This window comes from Pseudomonas fluorescens group sp. PF-69 (assembly GCF_054481235.1).
This window is the reverse complement of sequence record NZ_JBTMNC010000001.1, coordinates 1,610,001-1,632,414: the sequence shown is the minus strand read 5'-3', so window position 1 is coordinate 1,632,414 and position 22,414 is coordinate 1,610,001. Positions and strand designations below refer to the sequence as shown.

Sequence of the window (22,414 nt, the reverse complement as noted above, 5' to 3'; positions counted from 1 at the left end):
AGGGTAGCCGAGGCTACCCTTTTTGATCAATCACACAACAAGCGAGGCCTTAGTGGCCGAACTTCTTGCGGATCTGCTGGACGGTGCGCAGTTGAGCTGCAGCCTCGGCCAGACGTGCGGAAGCAGAACCGTAATCGAATTCCGCGCCACGCTCATGCAATGCCTTCTCGGCAGCCTTAACGGCTTCCTTAGCGGCGGCTTCGTCCAGGTCGGCAGCACGTTGCACGGTGTCGGCAAGAACCTTGACCATGTTCGGCTGAACCTCGAGGAAACCGCCGGAGATGTAATACACCTCCTCTTCCCCGCCCTGCTTGACCAGGCGGATCGGGCCTGGCTTCAGATTAGTGATCAGCGGCGCGTGACCCAGAGCGATACCAAGATCACCCAGTGCACCGTGCGCAATCACCATCTCGACCAGGCCGGAAAAGATTTCCCCTTCCGCGCTGACGATATCGCAATGGACTGTCATAGCCATGATTGCCTCAACCTAAATTAGCGCCCGTTACCGGGCGCCGGGATTACAGTTTCTTGGCTTTCTCGATCGCTTCTTCGATGCCGCCAACCATGTAGAACGCTTGTTCTGGCAGATGGTCGTAGTCACCGTTGAGGATGCCTTTGAAGCCAGCAATGGTGTCTTTCAGGGAAACGTATTTACCCGAAGCACCGGTGAAGACTTCAGCCACGAAGAACGGCTGCGACAAGAAACGCTGGATCTTACGAGCACGGTTTACCAACTGCTTGTCGGCTTCCGACAGCTCGTCCATACCCAGGATCGCAATGATGTCCTTCAGTTCTTTGTAGCGCTGCAGAACGTACTGAACACCACGAGCGGTATCGTAGTGGTCGTTGCCGATCACGTTCGGATCCAGCTGACGCGAAGTCGAGTCCAGTGGATCTACCGCTGGGTAGATACCCAGGGAAGCGATGTCACGGGACAGAACGACGGTGGCGTCCAGGTGGGCGAAGGTGGTCGCTGGCGACGGGTCAGTCAAGTCGTCCGCTGGTACGTATACGGCCTGGATCGAAGTAATCGAACCTTGCTTGGTCGAAGTGATGCGCTCTTGCAGCACGCCCATCTCTTCAGCCAGGGTCGGCTGGTAACCTACTGCGGAAGGCATACGGCCCAGCAGTGCGGATACTTCAGTACCGGCCAGGGTGTAACGATAGATGTTGTCGACGAACAGCAGAACGTCGTTACCTTCGTCACGGAACTTCTCGGCCATGGTCAGGCCGGTCAGTGCTACGCGCAGACGGTTTCCCGGCGGCTCGTTCATCTGACCGTAAACCAGTGCCACTTTGTCCAGAACGTTGGAGTCCTTCATCTCGTGGTAGAAGTCGTTACCCTCACGAGTACGCTCACCCACACCGGCGAACACGGAATAACCGCTGTGCTCGATGGCGATGTTACGGATCAGTTCCATCATGTTTACGGTTTTGCCTACACCGGCACCACCGAACAGACCGACTTTACCGCCCTTGGCGAACGGGCAAACCAGGTCGATAACCTTGATACCGGTTTCCAGCAGGTCGTTGCCGCCTGCTTGTTCTGCGAAGGATGGAGCAGCGCGGTGAATACCCCAGCGCTCTTCGGTGTCGATCGGGCCAGCTTCGTCGATCGGGTTGCCCAGAACGTCCATGATCCGGCCCAGGGTCGCTTTACCGACCGGTACGGAGATGGCAGCGCCGGAATCGACAACGTTTAGACCGCGCTTCAAGCCTTCGGTGGTTCCCATCGCAATGGTACGAACTACGCCGTCACCCAGCTGCTGCTGGACTTCCAGGGTAGTTTCCGCGCCTTGTACCTTCAGCGCGTTGTAGATGCTCGGTACGCTGTCGCGTGGAAATTCCACGTCGATAACGGCGCCGATGATTTGAACGATACGTCCGCTACTCATAGCTGGATCCTCTGAAAATTTGAACCGTTAAACCGCGGCAGCGCCGCCGACGATTTCCGAGATCTCTTGGGTGATCGCAGCCTGACGCGCCTTGTTGTAGACCAGCTGCAATTCGCTGATCAAATCACCGGCGTTGTCGGTAGCGTTCTTCATCGCGATCATCCGCGCAGCTTGTTCAGCTGCGTTGTTCTCGACCACCGCCTGGTACACCTGCGCCTCCACGTAACGCACCATCAAGCCGTCAAGCAGCTCTTTGGCATCAGGTTCGTAGAGATAGTCCCAGTGGTGCTTGAGTCCTTGATCCGGGGTTGCCACCAGCGGAACCAACTGCTCCACGGTAGGGTGTTGTGTCATGGTGTTGATGAACTTGTTGGATACCACGGACAAACGGTCAATACGGCCGTCCAGATAAGCATCCAGCATCACCTTGACGCTGCCGATCAGATCATTGATCGACGGCTCTTCACCCAAGTGGCTGATAGCTGCAACGACGTTACCGCCGAAGTTGCGGAAGAAAGCCGCACCCTTGCTACCAATCACACACAGATCGATCTCGACACCGTTTTCGCGGTTTACCGCCATGTCCTTGACCAAAGCCTTGAACAGGTTGGTGTTCAAGCCACCACACAGACCACGGTCACTGCTCACGACGACATAACCGACGCGCTTTACTTCACGGTCGATCATGAACGGGTGGCGATACTCCGGGTTAGCGTTGGCCAGATGACCAATAACCTGGCGGATGCGCTCCGCATAAGGACGGGTAGCAGCCATGCGCATTTGTGCCCTGCGCATTTTGCTGACCGCCACTTTTTCCATGGCGCTGGTAATTTTTTGCGTGCTTTTGATGCTCGCAATCTTACTGCGAATCTCTTTTGCGCCTGCCATGTAACACCTATCAGGTTAGCAAGCGGGAGCCTTGCGGCTCCCGCTGCGGCTTACCAGGTTTGGGTGGCCTTGAACTTCTCGATACCGGCTTTCAGGCCGCCATCGATTTCGTCATTGAAGTCACCCTTCACGTTGATCTTCGCCATGAGGTCGGCGTGATCGCGGTTGAAGTAAGCAATCAGCGCTTGCTCGAAGCTGCCGACTTTGGTGATTTCGACGTCAGTCAGGAACCCACGCTCAGCGGCATACAGCGACAGCGACATGTCGGCGATCGACATTGGCGCGTATTGCTTCTGCTTCATCAGCTCGGTAACGCGCTGACCATGCTCAAGTTGCTTACGGGTCGCTTCGTCCAGGTCAGAAGCGAACTGGGCGAATGCCGCCAGTTCACGGTACTGAGCCAGAGCGGTACGGATACCACCGGACAGCTTCTTGATGATCTTGGTCTGAGCGGCACCACCCACACGGGATACCGAAACACCGGCGTTCACTGCAGGGCGGATGCCCGAGTTGAACATGGCCGATTCCAGGAAGATCTGACCGTCGGTGATGGAAATCACGTTGGTCGGAACAAACGCGGAAACGTCGCCAGCCTGGGTTTCGATGATCGGCAGTGCGGTCAGGGAACCGGTTTTGCCGGTCACTGCGCCGTTGGTGAACTTCTCTACATACTCTTCCGAAACGCGGGATGCGCGCTCCAGCAGACGGGAGTGGAGATAGAACACGTCACCTGGGTAAGCTTCACGGCCTGGTGGACGGCGCAGCAGCAGGGAAATCTGGCGATAAGCCACTGCCTGCTTGGACAGATCGTCATAAACGATCAGCGCGTCTTCACCGCGGTCGCGGAAGAATTCACCCATGGTGCAACCGGCGTACGGTGCCAGGTATTGCAACGCAGGAGATTCCGAAGCACTTGCAGCCACGATGATCGTGTTTTTCAGTGCGCCGTTTTCTTCCAGCTTGCGAACCACGTTGGCGATGGTCGATTGCTTCTGACCGATGGCTACGTAGACGCAGAAAATGCCGCTGTCTTTCTGGTTGATGATCGCGTCGATCGCCAGAGCGGTTTTACCGATCTGACGGTCACCGATGATCAGCTCACGCTGGCCACGGCCGACAGGGATCATGGCATCGACAGCCTTGTAGCCAGTCTGTACAGGCTGGTCTACCGACTTACGCCAGATCACGCCTGGAGCAACTTTCTCGACCGCATCGGTCTGGGTGTTGTTCAGCGGACCTTTACCGTCAACCGGGTTACCCAGTGCATCGACTACGCGACCCAGCAGTTCCTTACCAACCGGAACTTCCAGGATGCGGCCTGTGCACTTGGCGCTCATGCCTTCAGCCAGAGACTGGTATGCGCCCAAAATAACGGCACCTACAGAGTCTTGCTCCAGGTTGAGGGCCATACCGTAGACGCCGCCCGGAAACTCGATCATCTCGCCGGACATAACGTCGGCCAGACCGTGAATCCGCACGATACCGTCAGATACGCTGACGACAGTGCCTTCGTTACGGGCTTGGGAGGTCACATCGAGTTTGTCGATGCGGCCCTTGATAATTTCACTTATTTCGGAAGGATTGAGTTGCTGCATTGCTCTGCTGCCCCTTCAAACTCAAGATTTCAATGCTTCGGCAAGTTTCGCGATTTTGCCGCGAATCGAGCCATCGATAACCAGGTCGCCGGCGCGGATGACAACACCCCCAATAAGGGAACTGTCTTCCTCGACTTGCAGGCGCACTTCCCGGTTGAGTCGTGCACTGAGAACCTTGGCGAGTTTGTCTTGCTGTTCTTGGTTCAATGCAAATGCACTGGTCACTTCCACATCTACCGACTTCTCCTGCTCGGCCTTGTACAGGTCGAACAGGGCGGCAATCTCCGGCAACAGCGGGAGACGGTCGTTTTCGGCAACGACGTGGATGAAATTCTGTGCCTTGGCATCGAACTTGTCGCCGCACACGTCAATGAACGTGGCGGCCTTTTCTGCGCTCGTCAGTCGCGGGGCCTTGAGCACGCGCAGCATGGTGTCGTCTTGCGACACCGCTGCTGCCAGGCCGAGCATGGCTGACCAATTGGCCAGTTGCTGGTGGGCCTGAGCGTGCTCGAAGGCCGCCTTAGCGTAAGGTCGGGCCAACGTGGTCAGTTCTGCCATGATCGCCCTCGCTTAGATTTCAGCAGCCAGTTGGTTAACCAGCTCTGCGTGCGCGTTTTGATCGATTGTGGCACCCAGGATCTTCGCGGCACCGCCAACGGCCAGGCTACCCACTTGGGCGCGCAGCGCGTCTTTGACGCTATTCAGTTCCTGTTCGATCTCGGCCTGAGCCTGAGCCTTCACACGGTCAGCTTCGACGCGAGCCTGTTCACGGGCTTCGTCGACGATCTGAGAACCGCGCTTCTTGGCTTGCTCGATGATTTCAGCTGCCTGAGCTTTCGCTTCGCGCAGTTGTTGACCCGCTTTCTCTTGGGCCAACTCCAGGTCGCGAGCTGCTCGGCTGGCAGCGTCCAGTCCATCCGCGATCTTCTTTTGACGTTCGTGCAGAGCCGTGATGACCGGAGGCCATACGAACTTCATGCAGAACAGTACAAAAATCAGGAACGCAACGGACTGGCCAATCAGGGTCGCATTAATGTTCACGCCAACACCTCGCAGTTACGTTGTCCATCACACCAAATTACTCGGAAGATCCGAGTAATTAGCCAGCGATCTGACCAACGAACGGGTTCGCAAAGGTGAAGAACAGAGCGATACCAACACCGATCATGGTTACGGCGTCGAGCAGACCGGCAACGATGAACATTTTAACTTGCAGCATTGGAACCATTTCTGGCTGACGCGCTGCGCCTTCCAGGAACTTGCCGCCCAGCAGGCCGAAACCAATTGCGGTACCCAGTGCGCCCAGGCCGATCAACAGTGCAACAGCGATAGCGGTTAGACCAACTACAGTTTCCATCTTTCCTCCCGACTTTTACGTCGTATGGTTTAGGTTTTTTAGATTAAAGCGGTAAAACAAATCGTTTCAGATGCCCCGTTAGGAGCACCCTCCCGTTTGACCGGGAGGGACATCAGACTAGTCGAGACTGGTCTTAATGGTTTTCTTCGTGCGCCATCGACAGGTAAACGATGGTCAACATCATGAAGATGAACGCCTGCAGGGTGATGATCAGGATGTGGAACACAGCCCACGCCCACTGCAGAACTACGCCCAGGCCACTGAGCCAGAGCAGACCGCTGCCGAACATCACGGCGATCAGAATGAACACCAGCTCGCCGGCGTACATGTTGCCGAACAGACGCAGAGCCAGGGAGATCGGTTTTGCGATCAGGGTCACGAACTCCAGCAGGAAGTTCACCGGGATCAGCAGGGCTTGAACGAAGATGTTCTTGCTGCCGAACGGGTGCAGGGTCAGCTCGCCGATGAAGCCGCCGAGGCCCTTGACCTTGATGCTATAGAAAATGATCAGTGCGAAAACCGAGAACGCCATACCCAGAGTTGCGTTCGGGTCGGTGGTCGACACGGCGCGGAACGGGATGTGGTGGTCGCCGGAGATCAGGATGGCCAACTGAGGAATCCAGTCGACCGGTACCAGGTCGACGGCGTTCATCAGAAACACCCAGACGAAGATGGTCAGTGCCAGCGGCGCAATCACCGGGCTACGGCCATGGAAGCTGTCTTTCACGCTGCCATCGACGAATTCGACCAATACTTCAACGAAGTTTTGCAAAGCCCCTGGCTGACCGGAAGTCGCCTTCTTGGCCGCCATGCGGAAAAGAAGAACGAAAATCAGACCCAGTGCGACCGACCAGCCGAGCGTATCGACGTGGAAAGCCCAGAAGCCCATTTCCTTGGCTTCTGCTGCGGTGTGGGCAAAGCCCCAGCCGCCGGTAGGGTGCTGACCGAAAGTCAGGTTCTGCAAGTGGTGCTGGATATAGCCCGAAGCGGTTGTTTCTGCCATGGTTGCCTCAAACGCCCTAAGGTCTCGAAAGTCTTGTTCTCATCAGCAGGGGCGCGAACCAGCTGACCAGTTGGGTCAACACGAAGACGCCGAATACAGCTAGCGGCGCCAATGGCTTCACACCTGCAAACGTCAATGCAAAGAGCACTGCCGTCAAAATCAGTTTGCCCGCCTCACCGGCATAAAAAGACCGGACGATGGCTTGAGCTGCTCGGGCGCCGGAAAACCGAAATGCCCTGTGAGCGAAATAAACATTGGGCAGCAAGGCTATCAGGCCTCCGCAAAGTCCCGAGTACCCGGCAACGACTCCATACCATTGCCAGAGCGCCAAAGCGGCAATGAGCAAAATGACAAATTGAGCCATTAACACCGGAAAAACTGCCAGACGATGGAACGGCAAGCGGTTTGGCGTGCGGGTTTCCATCACTATTGCTCTCCAATGGTCGGCTGCCAGAATGCAACAACTTGGCATAATTTGTGCCGACAAAATGCGCGCAGAGTATAGGGGCGGTTCAGCCCCTATTCAACTATCAGGTAGTGATTTCCGACTGCGCGCTACATGAGGAAATGTTTCAGCGAATATGAGCGAGTACACCTTGTAGCTCATCCAGGGAGTTGTAGCCAATTACCAACTGCCCTTTCCCCTTCTTACCGTGGCGAATCTGCACCGCAGAGCCTAGGCGCTCGGCCAGGCGCTGCTCCAGACGAGCGATATCCGGGTCCGGTTTTACCGGTTCAACAGGCTCCGGTTTACCACTCAACCACTGGCGAACCAGTGCCTCAGTTTGGCGCACTGTCAGCCCGCGTGCGACAACATGTCGCGCCCCTTCAACCTGTTGATTGTCCGGCAAACCGAGCAAAGCGCGTGCATGACCCATTTCCAGATCACCGTGAGACAACATCGTCTTGATGACTTCCGGCAAAGAAATCAGGCGCAACAAATTGGCCACCGTCACTCGGGACTTGCCCACCGCTTCGGCCACTTGTTGCTGGGTCAGCTGGAATTCCTGCTGCAAACGCTGCAGGGCTACCGCTTCCTCGATCGGATTGAGGTCTTCGCGCTGGATGTTCTCGATTAGCGCAATGGCGATCGCGGTTTCGTCCGGTACATCACGGACCATTGCCGGGATCGTTTCCTGACCGGCCTGCTGGCTGGCGCGCCAACGGCGTTCACCGGCGATGATTTCGAAACGGCCACCCCCGATCGGGCGCACCACGATCGGTTGCATGACGCCCTGGGCCTTGATCGACTGCGCCAGCTCTTCGAGCGCCTGAGCATCCATGTCGCGGCGAGGCTGATACTTGCCACGCTGGAGCAGATCCAGCGGCAGATGTTGCAGCTCGCGTTGATCGGCTTGTATCGCTTGTTCTTCCAGCGCACTGACAGTCGGACCACTCAGCAGTGCATCCAGTCCACGTCCGAGACCTCGTTTCTTGACGGCCATGGGGATTCCTTAAGTTGGCTGGGCAGCGGCGATGCGTGAGTTTTTGCGTTGACGACGAACCATTTCGCCCGCCAAAGCCAGGTAGGCAACGGCGCCACGCGATGATTTGTCATACGCCAGCGCCGGCATGCCGTAGCTTGGGGCTTCGGCCAGACGGATATTGCGTGGAATGACGGTGTCGTAAAGCTGATCACCGAAGTGTTCCTTGAGCTGCGCCGACACATCGTTCATCAGGCTCAGGCGCGGGTCATACATCGTGCGCAGCAGTCCTTCGACCTTGAGATCGGGGTTCAGCAACTCGGCGATACGCTTGATGTTATCCACAAGGTCGCTCAACCCTTCCAGCGCGAAGTACTCGCACTGCATGGGGATAATGACCCCATCGGCCGCGACAAGTGCGTTCAGCGTCAGCATCGACAGCGACGGCGGGCAGTCGATCAAGATGTAATCGTAGTTTTCGCGGATCGGCGCCAACGCACTGCGCAGGCGGCTTTCCTTCATCTGCATTTCCAGCAGAACCACTTCGGCGGCGGTCAGGTCGCGGTTGGCCGGCAACAACTGGTAACCACCGTGTTCGGAGAAATGCATGGCCTGGGCCAGGTCGCATTCGCCGATCAACAGGTCGTAGACCGAGTTTTCCAGACCGTGTTTATCCACACCGCTTCCCATGGTGGCGTTGCCCTGTGGATCGAGATCGATCAGCAATACCCGGCGCTTGGTCGCGACCAGGGATGCAGCGAGGTTGATGCAGGTGGTGGTCTTGCCCACACCACCCTTTTGGTTCGCTATCGCGAATACCTTAGCCATTCTTGCTTGTGTTCCCAATCATGCCGTGCGGCGCAGTATCAGCAGATGGCGTTGGCCTTGGCAACCGGGTACGGCCAGGGCGTGTTCGCTATCGAGGTGGAAGTCTGCCGGCAATGCTACCAGCTCATCGGCGGGATGAACGCCCTTCATTGCCAGCCAACGTGTTTCGGTGTCGCCGAGGTGGCGAGTCCAGTTGGTGAAGTTCTCCATGCTGCTGAACGCCCGGGAAATGATCCCGTTGAATGGCTGAGCAGGCTGGAAGGCTTCGACGCGACTGTGGATAACTTGCAGGTTATCCAGTTTGAGTTCGAGTTTGACCTGGGTCAGGAAGCGGGTTTTCTTGCCGTTGCTGTCCAGGCAAGTCACTTGGGACTCTGGAAACAGGATCGCCAATGGAATGCCCGGCATGCCGCCGCCGCTGCCCACGTCGAGCCAGCGACCGTTTTCGATGAACGACATCACGCTCAGACTATCGAGCAAGTGACGGGACACCATTTCGTCCGGATCGCGCACGGCGGTCAGGTTGTAAGCCTTGTTCCATTTGATCAACAGGGCCAGATATCCCAGCAGCTGCGCGTGCTGGGTTTCAGTCAGAGCGACACCGAGCTGGCGAGCACCTGTGGATAACTCTTCTGCATGTTGCGAGGTGACCAACGAACTCAAGCGCTTTGCTCCAACTGACGGCCCGCGCCGCGTTTTTTCAAATGAATCATCAACAGCGAAATGGCTGCCGGCGTAACGCCCGGAATACGCGAGGCCTGACCCAAGGTTTCAGGGCGGGTCGTGCCGAGCTTGCTCTGGATCTCTTTGGAGAGACCGGAAATGTTCGTGTAATCGATATCCACAGGCAATTTGGTGTCTTCACTGGCCCGCAGACGAGCGATTTCATCCTGTTGGCGGTCAATGTAACCGGCGTACTTGGTCTTGATTTCGACCTGTTCGGCGACCTGTGGATCTTCTGCACCCCCACCGGTCACGGCGATCAGACCAGCGTAGTCGATTTCCGGACGGCTCAAGAGGTTCAGCAAGTTGTATTCGTGGGTCAGCGGAGTGCCGAATTTTTCCGCAATCGCATCACCTTGCTCGGTACCCGGACGTACCCAGGTGCTTTTCAGGCGCTGCTCTTCCAGTTCGATGCTTTCGCGTTTTTTACAGAAGGCCGCCCAGCGCACGTCATCCACCAGACCCAGTTCGCGACCTTTTTCGGTCAAGCGCAGATCGGCGTTGTCTTCGCGCAGGATCAAACGGTATTCGGCACGAGAAGTGAACATCCGATACGGTTCTTGAGTACCGAGGGTAATCAGGTCATCGACCAGCACACCGATGTAGGCCTCATCGCGACGCGGGCACCAGGCATCTTTTCCTTGCGCACGCAGTGCAGCGTTGGTTCCGGCCAGCAAGCCCTGGGCGCCGGCCTCTTCGTAACCGGTGGTGCCATTGATCTGACCGGCGAAAAACAGACCGCCGATCACCTTGGTCTCCAGGCTGTATTTCAGGTCGCGCGGGTCGAAATAGTCGTACTCGATGGCGTAGCCAGGACGCACGATGTGTGCGTTTTCCATGCCACGAATCGACTGCACGATCTGCAGCTGGACGTCGAACGGCAAGGATGTGGATATCCCGTTCGGGTACAGCTCGTTTGTGGTCAACCCCTCCGGTTCGATGAAGACCTGATGGCTTTCCTTGTCGGCAAAGCGATGGATCTTGTCTTCGATCGACGGGCAATAACGCGGGCCGATACCTTCGATCACACCGGAATACATCGGCGAACGATCGAGGTTCGCGGCAATGATTTCGTGGGTGCGGGCGTTGGTGTGGGTAATCCAGCAACTGATCTGCCGCGGATGCTGTTCTTTGGTCCCCATGAATGACATCACCGGGATCGGCGTATCGCCGGCTTGCTCGGTCATCACCGAGAAATCCACAGACCGGGCATCGATGCGCGGTGGTGTACCGGTTTTCAGGCGACCAACGCGCAGTGGCAGTTCACGCAGGCGATGAGCCAGCGCAATCGATGGCGGATCACCAGCGCGACCACCGGAGAAATTCTGCATGCCGATGTGGATAAGTCCACCGAGGAACGTGCCTGTGGTCAAAACCACCGAGTCCGCCAGGAAACGCAGGCCCATTTGGGTAACCACACCGCGCACTTGCTCCTGCTCGACGATCAGATCGTCCGCAGCCTGTTGAAATATCCACAGGTTCGGCTGGTTTTCCAGGATTTCGCGGACAGCGGCCTTATACAGAATCCGGTCTGCCTGAGCACGAGTCGCTCGTACGGCCGGGCCTTTGCGACTGTTCAATACGCGAAACTGGATACCGCCTTTGTCGGTAGCCATGGCCATCGCACCGCCCAGGGCGTCGATTTCCTTGACCAGATGGCTTTTGCCAATACCGCCAATGGCGGGGTTGCAGCTCATGGCACCGAGGGTTTCCACGTTATGCGTCAGCAACAGGGTTTTGACCCCCATACGTGCTGAGGCCAGTGCTGCCTCGGTACCGGCATGACCGCCGCCGATGACGATCACTTCAAAACGGGAAGGGAAATCCACCACGCACCTCGTGCCTGCTTAAGTAGGTAATTCAGGAATAGTTTGAGCTCAGGTTTTCGGACCTGGTCGACAAGTATAGGGACTTCGCCCTTCCTAAAGAACCCTTTGCACAAAATTTAACCAGCTGTGGAGAAGTCGGAGTTATAGAAATTAAAAAGAGAGAAATTTATTAAATCTTTGTTTTTATGTTTATTTCTACTGACCAACATTTCTGTGGATAGATTGATACAGGCCTTTATTTCCAATGTGTACAGAGATTCAAAACCCTGTGGCCATGTGCCAAGGAGGCCCTTGGATAACCGGTGTAAGCCTGTGGATTAAAGTGGTGGTTATCCACAGAGGCGGTTATCTCCAGTTTTGAGGCGCTGTTATCAACTGCCCTTAGCGGCGGTTATTCACAGGGCTTAATCCACAGAAAACGGCGGATTGAAGGAATCCAGGGCACAGAAAATCCGCCTGAGCAGAAAGAATTCCGCTCGGCATAGCAGGATGGTGTGAAAAAGGGAGAGAACAGACAGGCACGAATGGCCTGTCTGTGGACAACGAGGTGGCTATTTACCGATGCAGAAGCTGGAGAAGATCCGGCCCAACAAGTCATCGGAGCTGAAGGCGCCAGTGATTTCGCCCAAAAATTGCTGAGCCAGGCGCAAATCTTCGGCGAGCAATTCCCCAGCACCCGCCAATGTCAGTTGAGCGCGACCGTGCTCGAGGGAAGCACTGGCATGTCGTAAAGCCTCTAGATGTCGCCGGCGTGCACTGAAGCTGCTTTCCGAAGTCTGTTCGTAACCCATGCAGGCCTTGAGGTGATCACGCAGCAGCTCCAGGCCTGCGCCAGCGGACTTGGCGCTTAAACTGATGGTGACATGGCCATCGTCACTGACATCCAGGGCGATCGCTTCACCCGTGAGATCAGCCTTGTTGCGGATCAGCGTGACCTTGGCCGGATCGGGGCGGGTCTCGAGGAATTCCGGCCACAATGCAAAGGGATCAATCGCTTCCGGGGCGGTTGCATCGACGACCAGCAGTACGCGATCAGCCTCGCCAATGGCTTTCAATGCCCGCTCTACACCAATCTTTTCCACATGATCATCGGTGTCACGCAGTCCCGCGGTGTCGACGACATGCAGGGGCATGCCATCGATGTGGATATGTTCACGCAGGACGTCACGAGTGGTGCCGGCAATTTCGGTGACGATTGCCGCTTCACGACCCGCCAGGGCATTGAGCAGGCTGGATTTACCGGCATTCGGTCGACCGGCAATCACAACCGTCATGCCGTCACGCAACAATGCGCCCTGCCCGGCTTCGCGCATCACGGTGGATAACTCGTCACGAACTTTGTCGAGCATGCTTAGCACGTGGCCATCGGCCAGGAAGTCGATTTCCTCTTCAGGGAAGTCGATCGCGGCTTCGACATAAATCCGCAAGCCGATCAGTTGTTCGGTGAGGTTATGCACACGTGCCGAAAACGCACCCTGCAGGGAACGCAGAGCATTTCGGGCCGCCTGAGCCGAACTGGCTTCGATCAAGTCAGCAATGGCTTCGGCCTGGGCCAGGTCGAGTTTGTCGTTCAGGAAAGCGCGCTCACTGAATTCACCCGGTCGCGCGAGGCGACAGCCCATCTCCAGGCAGCGCTTGAGCAGCATATCCAGAACAATAGGGCCGCCGTGACCCTGCAGTTCCAGGACATCTTCACCAGTAAACGAGTTAGGGCCCGGGAAATACAGCGCGATGCCTTGATCCAGCACCTCGTCATTGGCGCCGAGGAACGGTCCGTAATGAGCAAATCTTGGCTTGAGCTCACGACCACTGAAGGCCTTGGCCGCAGCGTTGGCCAACGGCCCGGAAATGCGGACGATGCCAACGCCTCCGCGACCCTGAGCGGTGGCGACGGCGGCGATGGTTTCACGAGGAGCGCTCATAAACCGGTATCCAGACAAAAGTGACAGATAGCAAAACGCCCCACTAGGGGGCGTCTTGAGTGGTTATCCACAGTGTAAGTCAGGCAGCCGCTTTGGTAGCTGCTTCGATCTTACGAGTGATGTACCACTGTTGGGCGATGGACAGGCAGTTGTTCACTACCCAGTACAGCACCAGACCAGCCGGGAACCACAGGAAGAAGAAGGTGAAGATGATTGGCATCAGCTTCATTACTTTGGCCTGCATCGGATCCGGAGGAGTCGGGTTCAACTGCTGCTGGATGAACATGGTTGCACCCATGATGATCGGCAGAATGAAGAACGGGTCCTTGATCGACAGGTCAGTAATCCACAGCATGAACGGCGCTTGGCGCATTTCAACGCTTTCCAGCAGAACCCAGTACAGGGAAAGGAAAACCGGCATCTGCACGAGGATTGGCAAGCAACCACCCAGCGGATTGATCTTCTCTTTTTTGTACAGCTCCATCATGGCTTGCGACATTTTCTGCCGGTCGTCGCCATGTTGTTCTTTCAGCGCGGCCAGTTTCGGAGCCACTGCACGCATACGAGCCATGGATTTGTAGCTGGCGGCTGACAACGGGAAGAAAAGCCCTTTGATCAGCATGGTCAGGAAGATGATCGACCAGCCCCAGTTACCCACAATGGCGTGGATATGTTGCAGCAACCAGAAGATCGGTTGAGCGATGAACCACAGGATGCCGTAGTCAACGGTCAGTTCCAGACCTGGGGACAACTGTTTCAGCACGGCCTGGCTTTTCGGACCGGCGTACAGAACAGCGCTGGTTTCAGCCTTGGCACCTGGCGCAACGGTCAAGGACGGACCGGTGAAACCAATGATGTAGTTGCCTTTGCTGTCTTTACGGGTCTGGACGACATTGTTTTCGCCCTTGGCCGGAATCCAGGCAGTCACGAAGTAATGTTGCAGCCAGGCTACCCAACCGCCGGTCACATTTTCTTTGAGTTGCCCTTTGTCCATGTCTTTCATGGACACTTTCTTGTACGGCTCGGAACTTGTCCACAGGGCGGCGCCCAGGTAAGTCGCAGTGCCGGTGGCGGTGCTGGACGACGGATCGGAGCTGGCATCACGCTTCAATTGCGCGAACATTGCCCCGGACCAAGGCTGAGTGCTCTCGTTGTCGATCAGGTAGGAAACGGTTACGTCATACAAGCCGCGTTTCAGAGTGAAACGCTTGATGTAGTTGACGCCGTCCTTGCTGAACTTCAGGTCCACGACCAATTGGTCCTGACCGTCAGCCAGTTGATAGATCTTCTTCTCCGAGGAGTAAACCGGACGACCGGCAGGACTTGCGTCCGGGCCGTTGCTGCCGATCAAGCCACTCTGAGCCAGATAAGTCCGCTCGTTGCCGTTATCGAACAACTGGAATGGAATTTCCGGATGGTCCTGGCGACGTGGATACAGCGGCAATTTCAGTTGGGCGACATCACCACCTTGTGGATCGATGGCCAGATCGAGCACATCCGTTTTGATCTGGATGAGGTCGGTGCTCGCCGCTACCGGAGTTTCGGCAGGTGCGCTGGTATCGTTTGCGGCGTGCGGAATGTCGTCACTGACGGACGCTTTATTGCCAGTTGCCGTATCCGGGAGGCCCGGTGCGGAAGTACTGGAAGCAACATTCTGAGTCGGCAGGGCAGCCTGGCCATAGTCCTGGTTCCATTTAAGAACCATAACGTAGGACACGATTGCCAGGGCGACGATCAGGATCGTGCGTTTGATATCCATGATTACTCGGCCATCGAAGAAGAACGGGAGGTAGGGATAGGTGGAACCGGGTCATAACCACCGGGATTCCACGGATGACAGCGACCTAAACGACGAAAGGTCAGCCAGCCACCGCGCAGAAGGCCATGATTTTCAATGGCTTCTAACGCGTAGCAGGAACAACTGGGGTAGAAACGACAGTGATTGGCCATCAGGGGACTAATGGCATAGCGATAAAACTGGATCGGAACGAGTGCCAGTTTACGCATCTGGACTGTCTACCCCTACAGTTTCGGTTTTGGCTGCTGGTACCGGCGTGCTGCGTGCCAGTCGTTTCCAGAGCTTGCCGAAATGCTGAATCAATTCGGGGTTTTCTACGTCACCCAAACCTTTGCGCGCGACGATAACAATGTCCCAGCCGACCAGTGAATCCTGGTGCAGGCGAAACGATTCGCGCATCAGACGTTTGAGGCGATTGCGCTCGACGGAGAGCTTTACGCTCTTTTTCCCGATAACCAGCCCGAGACGGGGGTGATCAAGATCGTTGTTGCGCGCAAGGAGCAGGAGATTTTTCCCCGGAACCTTGCCGGTAGGGGAGTCAAAGACTGCCTTGAAATGCCGGGGAGTAAGCAGACGCTTTTCCCGACTGAAGTCCTGACTCACCTCCAGTGCCGGATTATCAAACTGCCAGACGCGCACGACCTTTGGCGCGACGACGCGACAGGACGGCACGACCGTTCTTGGTAGCCATGCGAGCACGGAAACCGTGGGTACGAGCGCGTTTGATAGTGCTTGGTTGGAAAGTACGTTTCATTGTCGTGTTACCTGGTTCGTCCACAACGGGCCGGAATGGCCCCCGTTTTAAGAGACCGGGGATTCTAGAGAAAGCAAGCCTCTAGGTCAATTTCCAACCAACGTTTCCTTATAAATAGATCTCTGGACGTTTTGCGGTGCGACTGCCCTTAGCCAAACATAAAATTAAAGAAGGAAAGTATTTAAAGCTTTACTGTAAAGCTTATAAAAGCTAGGGCCACGGTCATCTGTGGATAACTGCCTTCAGCCCTTTTAACACTTGATGTACAGAGAATGACAACTACAGTGGAAAACCGTGTTCAGCCTGTGCTGCACTGTCGGATAACCTGTGTGCGAAAGGGCTACTTATCCACAAGCAGGTTATCCACCGAGTTTCCCCCCCAGTTGTGCAATGAGCTCAGACCCGGTTATCCACAGAGCTTATGCACAGACCATTGGTCGTCTTTTTTGCGTATAAAGCGTTGATTCTTCTTGGCCGGTGATCAAGCTTCATGTGGATAAGTCAGCGTCTGGTCGCTACAATGGCCGCTTGTTTTTGCCTCACCGGCTTTCAACTTAGGGGATATCCGTGTCAGTGGAACTTTGGCAGCAGTGCGTGGAGCTTTTGCGCGATGAGCTGCCTGCCCAACAATTCAACACTTGGATCCGTCCACTACAGGTCGAAGCCGAAGGCGACGAGTTGCGTGTCTATGCGCCCAATCGTTTCGTGCTGGACTGGGTCAATGAAAAATACCTGGGCCGCGTCCTGGAGTTGCTGGACGAGCATGGCAATGGCATGGCGCCAGCGCTTTCCTTATTAATAGGCAGCAAACGCAGCTCGGCACCGCGTGCTGCGCCGAATGCTCCGCTGGCGGCTGCGGCATCCCAGGCTCAGGCTGCGGCTGCACCGGTCAGCACACCACCGCCCGCGTCGGCACCGACCAAGCGTGCGACGCAAAAAGTCGCCGAAGTTACTGAAGAAGAGCCATCGCGCGACAGCTTCGATCCGATGGCGGGCGCCAGCTCCCAACAGGCACCGGTTCGTTCCGAACAACGCACCGTGCAGGTCGAAGGCGCGCTCAAGCACACCAGCTACCTGAACCGTACCTTTACCTTCGAAAACTTCGTTGAGGGCAAATCCAACCAACTGGCCCGGGCCGCGGCCTGGCAAGTGGCGGACAACCCCAAGCATGGTTACAACCCGCTCTTCCTTTATGGCGGTGTCGGTTTGGGTAAAACCCACTTGATGCACGCTGTGGGTAACCATCTATTAAAGAAGAACCCGAACGCCAAGGTTGTGTACCTGCATTCCGAGCGCTTTGTGGCTGACATGGTCAAGGCCCTGCAACTGAACGCGATCAACGAGTTCAAGCGTTTCTACCGTTCGGTGGATGCATTGCTGATTGACGATATTCAGTTCTTCGCCCGCAAGGAGCGTTCCCAGGAAGAGTTTTTCCACACCTTCAACGCTCTGCTTGAAGGTGGTCAGCAGGTCATTCTCACCAGTGACCGCTACCCTAAGGAAATCGAAGGCCTTGAAGAGCGCCTCAAATCCCGCTTCGGCTGGGGCCTGACGGTAGCCGTCGAGCCGCCGGAGCTGGAAACCCGTGTGGCGATCCTGATGAAGAAGGCCGACCAGGCCAAAGTCGAACTGCCCCACGATGCGGCGTTCTTCATTGCCCAGCGCATTCGCTCCAACGTCCGGGAACTGGAAGGCGCGCTCAAACGCGTGATTGCCCACTCACACTTCATGGGCCGCGACATCACCATCGAGTTGATTCGCGAATCCCTCAAAGACTTGTTGGCGCTGCAAGATAAACTGGTCTCTGTGGATAACATTCAGCGCACGGTCGCCGAGTACTACAAGATCAAGATCTCCGACTTGCTGTCCAAACGCCGTTCGCGTTCGGTCGCCCGTCCACGCCAGGTCGCCATGGCGTTGTCCAAGGAACTGACCAACCACAGCCTGCCGGAAATTGGCGATGTGTTTGGCGGTCGCGATCACACGACGGTTTTGCACGCCTGCCGCAAGATCAACGAACTTAAGGAATCCGACGCGGACATCCGCGAGGACTACAAGAACCTGCTGCGTACACTGACCACTTGATGAACACCAGCGCAGCTTATTAAGGCAAGGGACTAGACCATGCATTTCACCATTCAACGCGAAGCCCTGTTGAAACCCCTGCAACTGGTCGCAGGCGTCGTCGAGCGCCGCCAGACCTTGCCGGTGCTCTCCAACGTGCTGCTGGTTGTCGAAGGCCAGCAACTGTCGCTGACCGGTACCGACCTGGAAGTCGAGCTGGTCGGTCGTGTTCAACTCGAAGAGCCTGCCGAACCAGGTTCCATCACCGTGCCTGCCCGCAAACTGATGGATATCTGCAAAAGCCTGCCGAACGATGCGCTGATCGACATCAAGGTCGACGAGCAGAAGCTGGTGATAAAGGCCGGTCGTAGCCGCTTTACGCTGTCGACCCTGCCGGCCAACGATTTCCCGACGGTCGAAGAAGGCCCGGGTTCGCTGACCTGCAGCCTGGAACAAAGCAAACTGCGTCGCCTCATCGAGCGCACCAGTTTCGCCATGGCCCAGCAGGACGTTCGTTATTATCTGAACGGTATGCTGCTGGAGGTTTCTGCCGGTGTCATCCGCGCTGTTGCTACCGACGGTCACCGTCTGGCCATGTGCTCGATGCAGGCCGACATCGGTCAACCGGATCGCCATCAGGTCATCGTTCCGCGCAAAGGTATCCTTGAACTTGCCCGACTGCTGACCGAACCGGATGGCATCGTCAGCATTGTCCTGGGTCAGCACCACATTCGCGCCACCACCGGCGAGTTCACTTTCACCTCGAAACTGGTCGACGGTAAATTTCCGGATTACGAACGCGTTCTACCCAAAGGCGGCGACAAGCTGGTACTCGGTGACCGCCAGGCGCTCCGCGAAGCGTTCAGCCGCACCGCGATTCTGTCCAACGAGAAGTACCGCGGTATCCGCCTGCAACTGGCCAACGGTCAGCTAAAGATCCAGGCGAACAACCCGGAGCTGGAAGAGGCGGAAGAAGAAGTCGGCGTTGAATACAACGGTGGCTCCCTGGAGATCGGCTTCAACGTCAGCTACTTGCTCGACGTACTGGGCGTGATGACCACCGAACAGGTTCGTCTGATCTTGTCCGACTCCAACAGCAGTGCGCTGGTGCAAGAGTCCGACAATGACGATTCGGCCTACGTTGTCATGCCGATGCGTCTGTAATCATGCTCAGCAGAAGCTAGATGTCTTTAAGTCGCGTCTCGGTCACCGCGGTGCGCAATCTGCACCCGGTGACCTTCTCTCCCTCTCCCCGAATCAACATTCTTTACGGCGCCAACGGCAGCGGCAAAACCAGTGTTCTGGAAGCCATACACCTGCTGGGGCTTGCCCGTTCGTTTCGCAGCACCCGCCTCTTGCCGGTCATTCAGTATGAGCAATTGGCGTGCACGGTGTTCGGGCAGGTCGAGCTGGCCGAGGGTGGGCATAGTGCGTTGGGCATCTCTCGAGACCGCCAAGGGGAGTTTCAGATTCGCATCGACGGGCAGAACGCTCGTAGTGCTGCTCAGTTGGCTGAAATCCTGCCGCTGCAGTTGATCAACCCCGACAGTTTTCGCTTGCTGGAAGGCGCGCCGAAGATTCGTCGACAGTTTCTCGACTGGGGCGTGTTCCACGTGGAGCCCCGTTTCATGTCCACCTGGCAACGCTTGCAGAAGGCCCTGCGCCAGAGAAACTCTTGGCTGCGGCATGGTACACTTGACGCCGTTTCGCAAGCGGTTTGGGACAGGGAACTGTGCCAGGCCAGTGCTGAAATTGATGAATACCGCCGCGCTTACATCAAAGCCTTGAAACCAGTCTTTGAACAGACCTTGAGCGAACTGGTTGAGCTCGAGGGCTTAACGCTCAGCTATTACCGGGGTTGGGACAAAGACCGTGAGTTGAGCGCTGTGCTCGCCGGGTCCCTTCAGCGGGATCAGCAAATAGGGCATACCCAGGCCGGACCACAACGCGCTGATTTGCGCCTCAGATTGGGCGCTCATAATGCCGCGGACATATTGTCCCGCGGCCAGCAGAAGCTGGTGGTCTGTGCATTGCGGATTGCCCAGGGGCACCTGGTCAGCCAGGCCCGTCGCGGTCAGTGTATTTATCTGGTGGATGACTTGCCGTCCGAGCTGGACGAGCAACACCGCCGCGCGCTTTGCCGCTTGCTGGAAGACTTACGCTGCCAGGTGTTTATCACCTGTGTAGATCACGAATTATTGAGGGAAAGCTGGCAGACGGAAACGCCAGTCGCTCTGTTCCACGTGGAACAGGGCCGTATCACCCAGACCCACGACCATCGGGAGTGAAGGCATTGAGCGAAGAAAATACGTACGACTCAACGAGCATTAAAGTGCTGAAAGGCCTGGATGCCGTACGCAAACGTCCCGGTATGTACATTGGTGACACCGACGATGGCAGCGGTCTGCACCACATGGTGTTCGAGGTGGTCGATAACTCGATCGACGAAGCGCTGGCCGGCCACTGCGACGACATCAGTATCATCATCCACCCGGATGAATCCATCACCGTTCGCGACAACGGCCGTGGCATCCCGGTAGACGTGCATAAAGAAGAAGGCGTTTCGGCAGCCGAGGTCATCATGACCGTGCTGCACGCCGGCGGTAAGTTCGACGACAACTCCTACAAGGTATCCGGCGGTCTGCACGGTGTGGGTGTGTCGGTTGTGAACGCATTGTCCGAACAGCTGGTCCTGACGGTACGCCGCAGTGGCAAGATCTGGGAACAGACTTACGTGCATGGTGTTCCGCAGGAACCGATGAAGATTGTCGGTGACAGTGAAACCACCGGTACCCAGATCCACTTCAAGGCTTCCAGCGAAACCTTCAAGAACATCCACTTCAGCTGGGACATTCTGGCCAAGCGGATTCGTGAACTGTCCTTCCTCAACTCCGGTGTCGGCATCGTCCTCAAGGACGAGCGTAGCGGCAAGGAAGAGCTGTTCAAGTACGAAGGTGGTCTGCGTGCGTTCGTTGAATACCTGAACACCAACAAGACTCCGGTCAACCAGGTGTTCCACTTCAACATCCAGCGTGAAGACGGCATCGGCGTCGAAATCGCCTTGCAGTGGAACGACAGCTTCAACGAGAACCTGTTGTGCTTCACCAACAACATTCCACAGCGCGATGGCGGTACTCACCTGGTGGGTTTCCGTTCCGCACTGACGCGTAACCTGAACACCTATATCGAAGCCGAAGGCCTGGCGAAGAAGCATAAGGTTGCCACCACTGGCGACGATGCCCGTGAAGGCCTGACCGCGATCATTTCGGTGAAGGTGCCGGATCCGAAGTTCAGTTCCCAGACCAAAGACAAGCTGGTGTCTTCCGAAGTGAAGACAGCGGTCGAACAGGAAATGGGCAAGTACTTCTCCGACTTCCTGCTGGAGAACCCGAACGAAGCCAAGCTCGTGGTCGGCAAGATGATCGACGCCGCCCGTGCCCGTGAAGCGGCGCGCAAGGCTCGTGAGATGACCCGTCGTAAAGGCGCGCTGGATATCGCCGGCTTGCCGGGCAAACTGGCTGACTGCCAGGAAAAAGACCCTGCCCTGTCTGAACTGTACCTCGTGGAAGGTGACTCTGCTGGCGGCTCCGCCAAGCAGGGTCGTAACCGCAAGACTCAGGCGATTCTGCCCCTGAAGGGCAAGATCCTGAACGTCGAGAAGGCACGCTTCGACAAGATGATCTCTTCCCAGGAAGTGGGCACCTTGATCACTGCGCTGGGTTGCGGCATCGGTCGCGACGAGTACAACATCGAAAAGCTGCGCTATCACAACATCATCATCATGACCGATGCTGACGTCGACGGTTCGCACATCCGTACCTTGCTGCTGACCTTCTTCTTCCGCCAGTTGCCGGAGCTGATCGAGCGTGGCTACATCTATATCGCTCAGCCGCCGCTGTACAAGGTCAAGAAAGGCAAGCAAGAGCAATACATCAAAGACGACGACGCCATGGAAGAGTACATGACGCAGTCGGCCCTGGAGGATGCGAGCCTGCACTTGAACGAGGAAGCCCCGGGTATCTCCGGCGAAGCCCTCGAGCGTCTGGTGAATGACTTCCGTCTGGTGATGAAGACCCTCAAGCGTCTTTCGCGCCTGTACCCGCAGGAACTGACCGAGCACTTCATCTACCTGCCGGCCGTCAGCCTGGAACAGCTGTCCGATCACGCAGCGATGCAGGATTGGCTGGCCCAGTACGAGGTGCGTTTGCGCACCGTCGAGAAGTCCGGCCTGGTCTACAAGGCCAGCCTGCGTGAAGACCGTGAACGTAACGTCTGGCTGCCAGAGGTCGAGCTGATCTCCCACGGCTTGTCGAACTACGTCACCTTCAACCGCG

22 protein-coding genes (1 of these 22 running past the window's edge) are annotated in these 22,414 nt (G+C 56.6%); 4 read left to right on the top strand and 18 right to left on the bottom strand.

Features of this window, described 5'->3' with window-relative positions; all coding sequences use genetic code 11:
• Window positions 1-49: 49 nt before the first annotated feature.
• The 18 genes from ACX3YF_RS07435 to rpmH all read right to left on the bottom strand — a co-directional run bounded on the left by ACX3YF_RS07435 (window position 50) and on the right by rpmH (window position 16,016).
• The gene (locus tag ACX3YF_RS07435) at window positions 50-475 is read right to left on the bottom strand and encodes a F0F1 ATP synthase subunit epsilon (protein WP_130210943.1); all 426 of its coding nucleotides are present in this window, start codon (window positions 473-475) and stop codon (window positions 50-52) included.
• A 43-nt stretch (window positions 476-518) separates the two neighbouring features.
• Window positions 519-1,895, bottom strand: coding sequence for a F0F1 ATP synthase subunit beta (atpD, locus tag ACX3YF_RS07430; protein ID WP_130210944.1), 1,377 nt, complete (start codon window positions 1,893-1,895; stop codon window positions 519-521).
• A 27-nt stretch (window positions 1,896-1,922) separates the two neighbouring features.
• Window positions 1,923-2,783: a F0F1 ATP synthase subunit gamma gene (gene atpG, locus ACX3YF_RS07425; RefSeq protein ID WP_196586480.1), complete on the bottom strand. Its 861-nt coding sequence runs from the start codon at window positions 2,781-2,783 to the stop codon at window positions 1,923-1,925.
• A 50-nt stretch (window positions 2,784-2,833) separates the two neighbouring features.
• Window positions 2,834-4,378 (bottom strand): F0F1 ATP synthase subunit alpha, encoded by a 1,545-nt coding sequence (gene atpA, locus ACX3YF_RS07420; protein WP_008018366.1) that lies wholly within the window; start codon window positions 4,376-4,378, stop codon window positions 2,834-2,836.
• A 21-nt stretch (window positions 4,379-4,399) separates the two neighbouring features.
• Window positions 4,400-4,936: a F0F1 ATP synthase subunit delta gene (locus tag ACX3YF_RS07415; RefSeq protein WP_090326933.1), complete on the bottom strand. Its 537-nt coding sequence runs from the start codon at window positions 4,934-4,936 to the stop codon at window positions 4,400-4,402.
• A 12-nt stretch (window positions 4,937-4,948) separates the two neighbouring features.
• Window positions 4,949-5,419, bottom strand: a complete 471-nt coding sequence (locus ACX3YF_RS07410) for a F0F1 ATP synthase subunit B (protein ID WP_090326939.1) — start codon at window positions 5,417-5,419, stop codon at window positions 4,949-4,951.
• A gap of 58 nt (window positions 5,420-5,477) precedes the next feature.
• Window positions 5,478-5,735, bottom strand: coding sequence for a F0F1 ATP synthase subunit C (gene atpE, locus ACX3YF_RS07405; RefSeq protein WP_003097235.1), 258 nt, complete (start codon window positions 5,733-5,735; stop codon window positions 5,478-5,480).
• A gap of 133 nt (window positions 5,736-5,868) precedes the next feature.
• Complete coding sequence (gene atpB / locus ACX3YF_RS07400) at window positions 5,869-6,738, bottom strand: F0F1 ATP synthase subunit A (protein WP_007969902.1); 870 nt, start codon at window positions 6,736-6,738, stop codon at window positions 5,869-5,871.
• A gap of 16 nt (window positions 6,739-6,754) precedes the next feature.
• Window positions 6,755-7,162 (bottom strand): F0F1 ATP synthase subunit I, encoded by a 408-nt coding sequence (locus tag ACX3YF_RS07395; RefSeq protein ID WP_047535609.1) that lies wholly within the window; start codon window positions 7,160-7,162, stop codon window positions 6,755-6,757.
• 148 nt (window positions 7,163-7,310) lie between these two features.
• Window positions 7,311-8,183 (bottom strand): ParB/RepB/Spo0J family partition protein, encoded by an 873-nt coding sequence (locus ACX3YF_RS07390; protein ID WP_047535612.1) that lies wholly within the window; start codon window positions 8,181-8,183, stop codon window positions 7,311-7,313.
• A gap of 9 nt (window positions 8,184-8,192) precedes the next feature.
• Window positions 8,193-8,990 (bottom strand): ParA family protein, encoded by a 798-nt coding sequence (locus tag ACX3YF_RS07385; RefSeq protein WP_130210945.1) that lies wholly within the window; start codon window positions 8,988-8,990, stop codon window positions 8,193-8,195.
• A gap of 18 nt (window positions 8,991-9,008) precedes the next feature.
• Complete coding sequence (gene rsmG, locus ACX3YF_RS07380; RefSeq protein ID WP_090466262.1) at window positions 9,009-9,653, bottom strand: 16S rRNA (guanine(527)-N(7))-methyltransferase RsmG; 645 nt, start codon at window positions 9,651-9,653, stop codon at window positions 9,009-9,011.
• Window positions 9,650-11,542, bottom strand: a complete 1,893-nt coding sequence (gene mnmG / locus ACX3YF_RS07375; protein WP_458944011.1) for a tRNA uridine-5-carboxymethylaminomethyl(34) synthesis enzyme MnmG — start codon at window positions 11,540-11,542, stop codon at window positions 9,650-9,652. Before mnmG ends, rsmG begins: the two co-directional genes overlap by 4 nt.
• A 551-nt stretch (window positions 11,543-12,093) precedes the next feature.
• The gene (gene mnmE, locus ACX3YF_RS07370) at window positions 12,094-13,464 is read right to left on the bottom strand and encodes a tRNA uridine-5-carboxymethylaminomethyl(34) synthesis GTPase MnmE (protein WP_196586483.1); all 1,371 of its coding nucleotides are present in this window, start codon (window positions 13,462-13,464) and stop codon (window positions 12,094-12,096) included.
• 79 nt (window positions 13,465-13,543) lie between these two features.
• On the bottom strand, window positions 13,544-15,223 hold the full coding sequence (gene yidC, locus ACX3YF_RS07365; RefSeq protein WP_130210948.1) for a membrane protein insertase YidC: 1,680 nt from the start codon (window positions 15,221-15,223) through the stop codon (window positions 13,544-13,546).
• Window positions 15,224-15,225: 2 nt separating this feature from the next.
• Window positions 15,226-15,471, bottom strand: a complete 246-nt coding sequence (gene yidD, locus ACX3YF_RS07360) for a membrane protein insertion efficiency factor YidD (protein WP_003213574.1) — start codon at window positions 15,469-15,471, stop codon at window positions 15,226-15,228.
• Window positions 15,464-15,865: a ribonuclease P protein component gene (gene rnpA, locus ACX3YF_RS07355; protein ID WP_204149576.1), complete on the bottom strand. Its 402-nt coding sequence runs from the start codon at window positions 15,863-15,865 to the stop codon at window positions 15,464-15,466. Before rnpA ends, yidD begins: the two co-directional genes overlap by 8 nt.
• Window positions 15,866-15,881: 16 nt before the next feature.
• On the bottom strand, window positions 15,882-16,016 hold the full coding sequence (gene rpmH / locus ACX3YF_RS07350) for a 50S ribosomal protein L34 (protein WP_003213577.1): 135 nt from the start codon (window positions 16,014-16,016) through the stop codon (window positions 15,882-15,884).
• 567 nt (window positions 16,017-16,583) lie between these two features.
• Between rpmH and dnaA the strand changes: the two genes are divergently transcribed.
• The 4 genes in view from dnaA to gyrB are tightly spaced (at most 39 nt apart) and all read left to right on the top strand, a layout consistent with a single transcriptional unit that may run on beyond the window.
• On the top strand, window positions 16,584-18,101 hold the full coding sequence (gene dnaA / locus ACX3YF_RS07345; RefSeq protein ID WP_130210950.1) for a chromosomal replication initiator protein DnaA: 1,518 nt from the start codon (window positions 16,584-16,586) through the stop codon (window positions 18,099-18,101).
• A 39-nt stretch (window positions 18,102-18,140) separates the two neighbouring features.
• Entirely contained in the window at window positions 18,141-19,244 is a 1,104-nt protein-coding gene (dnaN, locus tag ACX3YF_RS07340; protein ID WP_130210951.1) for a DNA polymerase III subunit beta, read from the top strand.
• A 20-nt stretch (window positions 19,245-19,264) separates the two neighbouring features.
• A complete protein-coding gene (recF, locus tag ACX3YF_RS07335) occupies window positions 19,265-20,368 on the top strand; it encodes a DNA replication/repair protein RecF (protein WP_130210952.1) in 1,104 nt (367 codons plus the stop codon).
• A gap of 5 nt (window positions 20,369-20,373) precedes the next feature.
• On the top strand, window positions 20,374-22,414 hold the 5' portion of the coding sequence (gyrB, locus tag ACX3YF_RS07330; RefSeq protein ID WP_130210953.1) for a DNA topoisomerase (ATP-hydrolyzing) subunit B. Its footprint extends 377 nt past the window's final position; the window shows 2,041 of its 2,418 coding nt (coding positions 1-2,041); the start codon lies at window positions 20,374-20,376; the stop codon falls past the right edge of the window.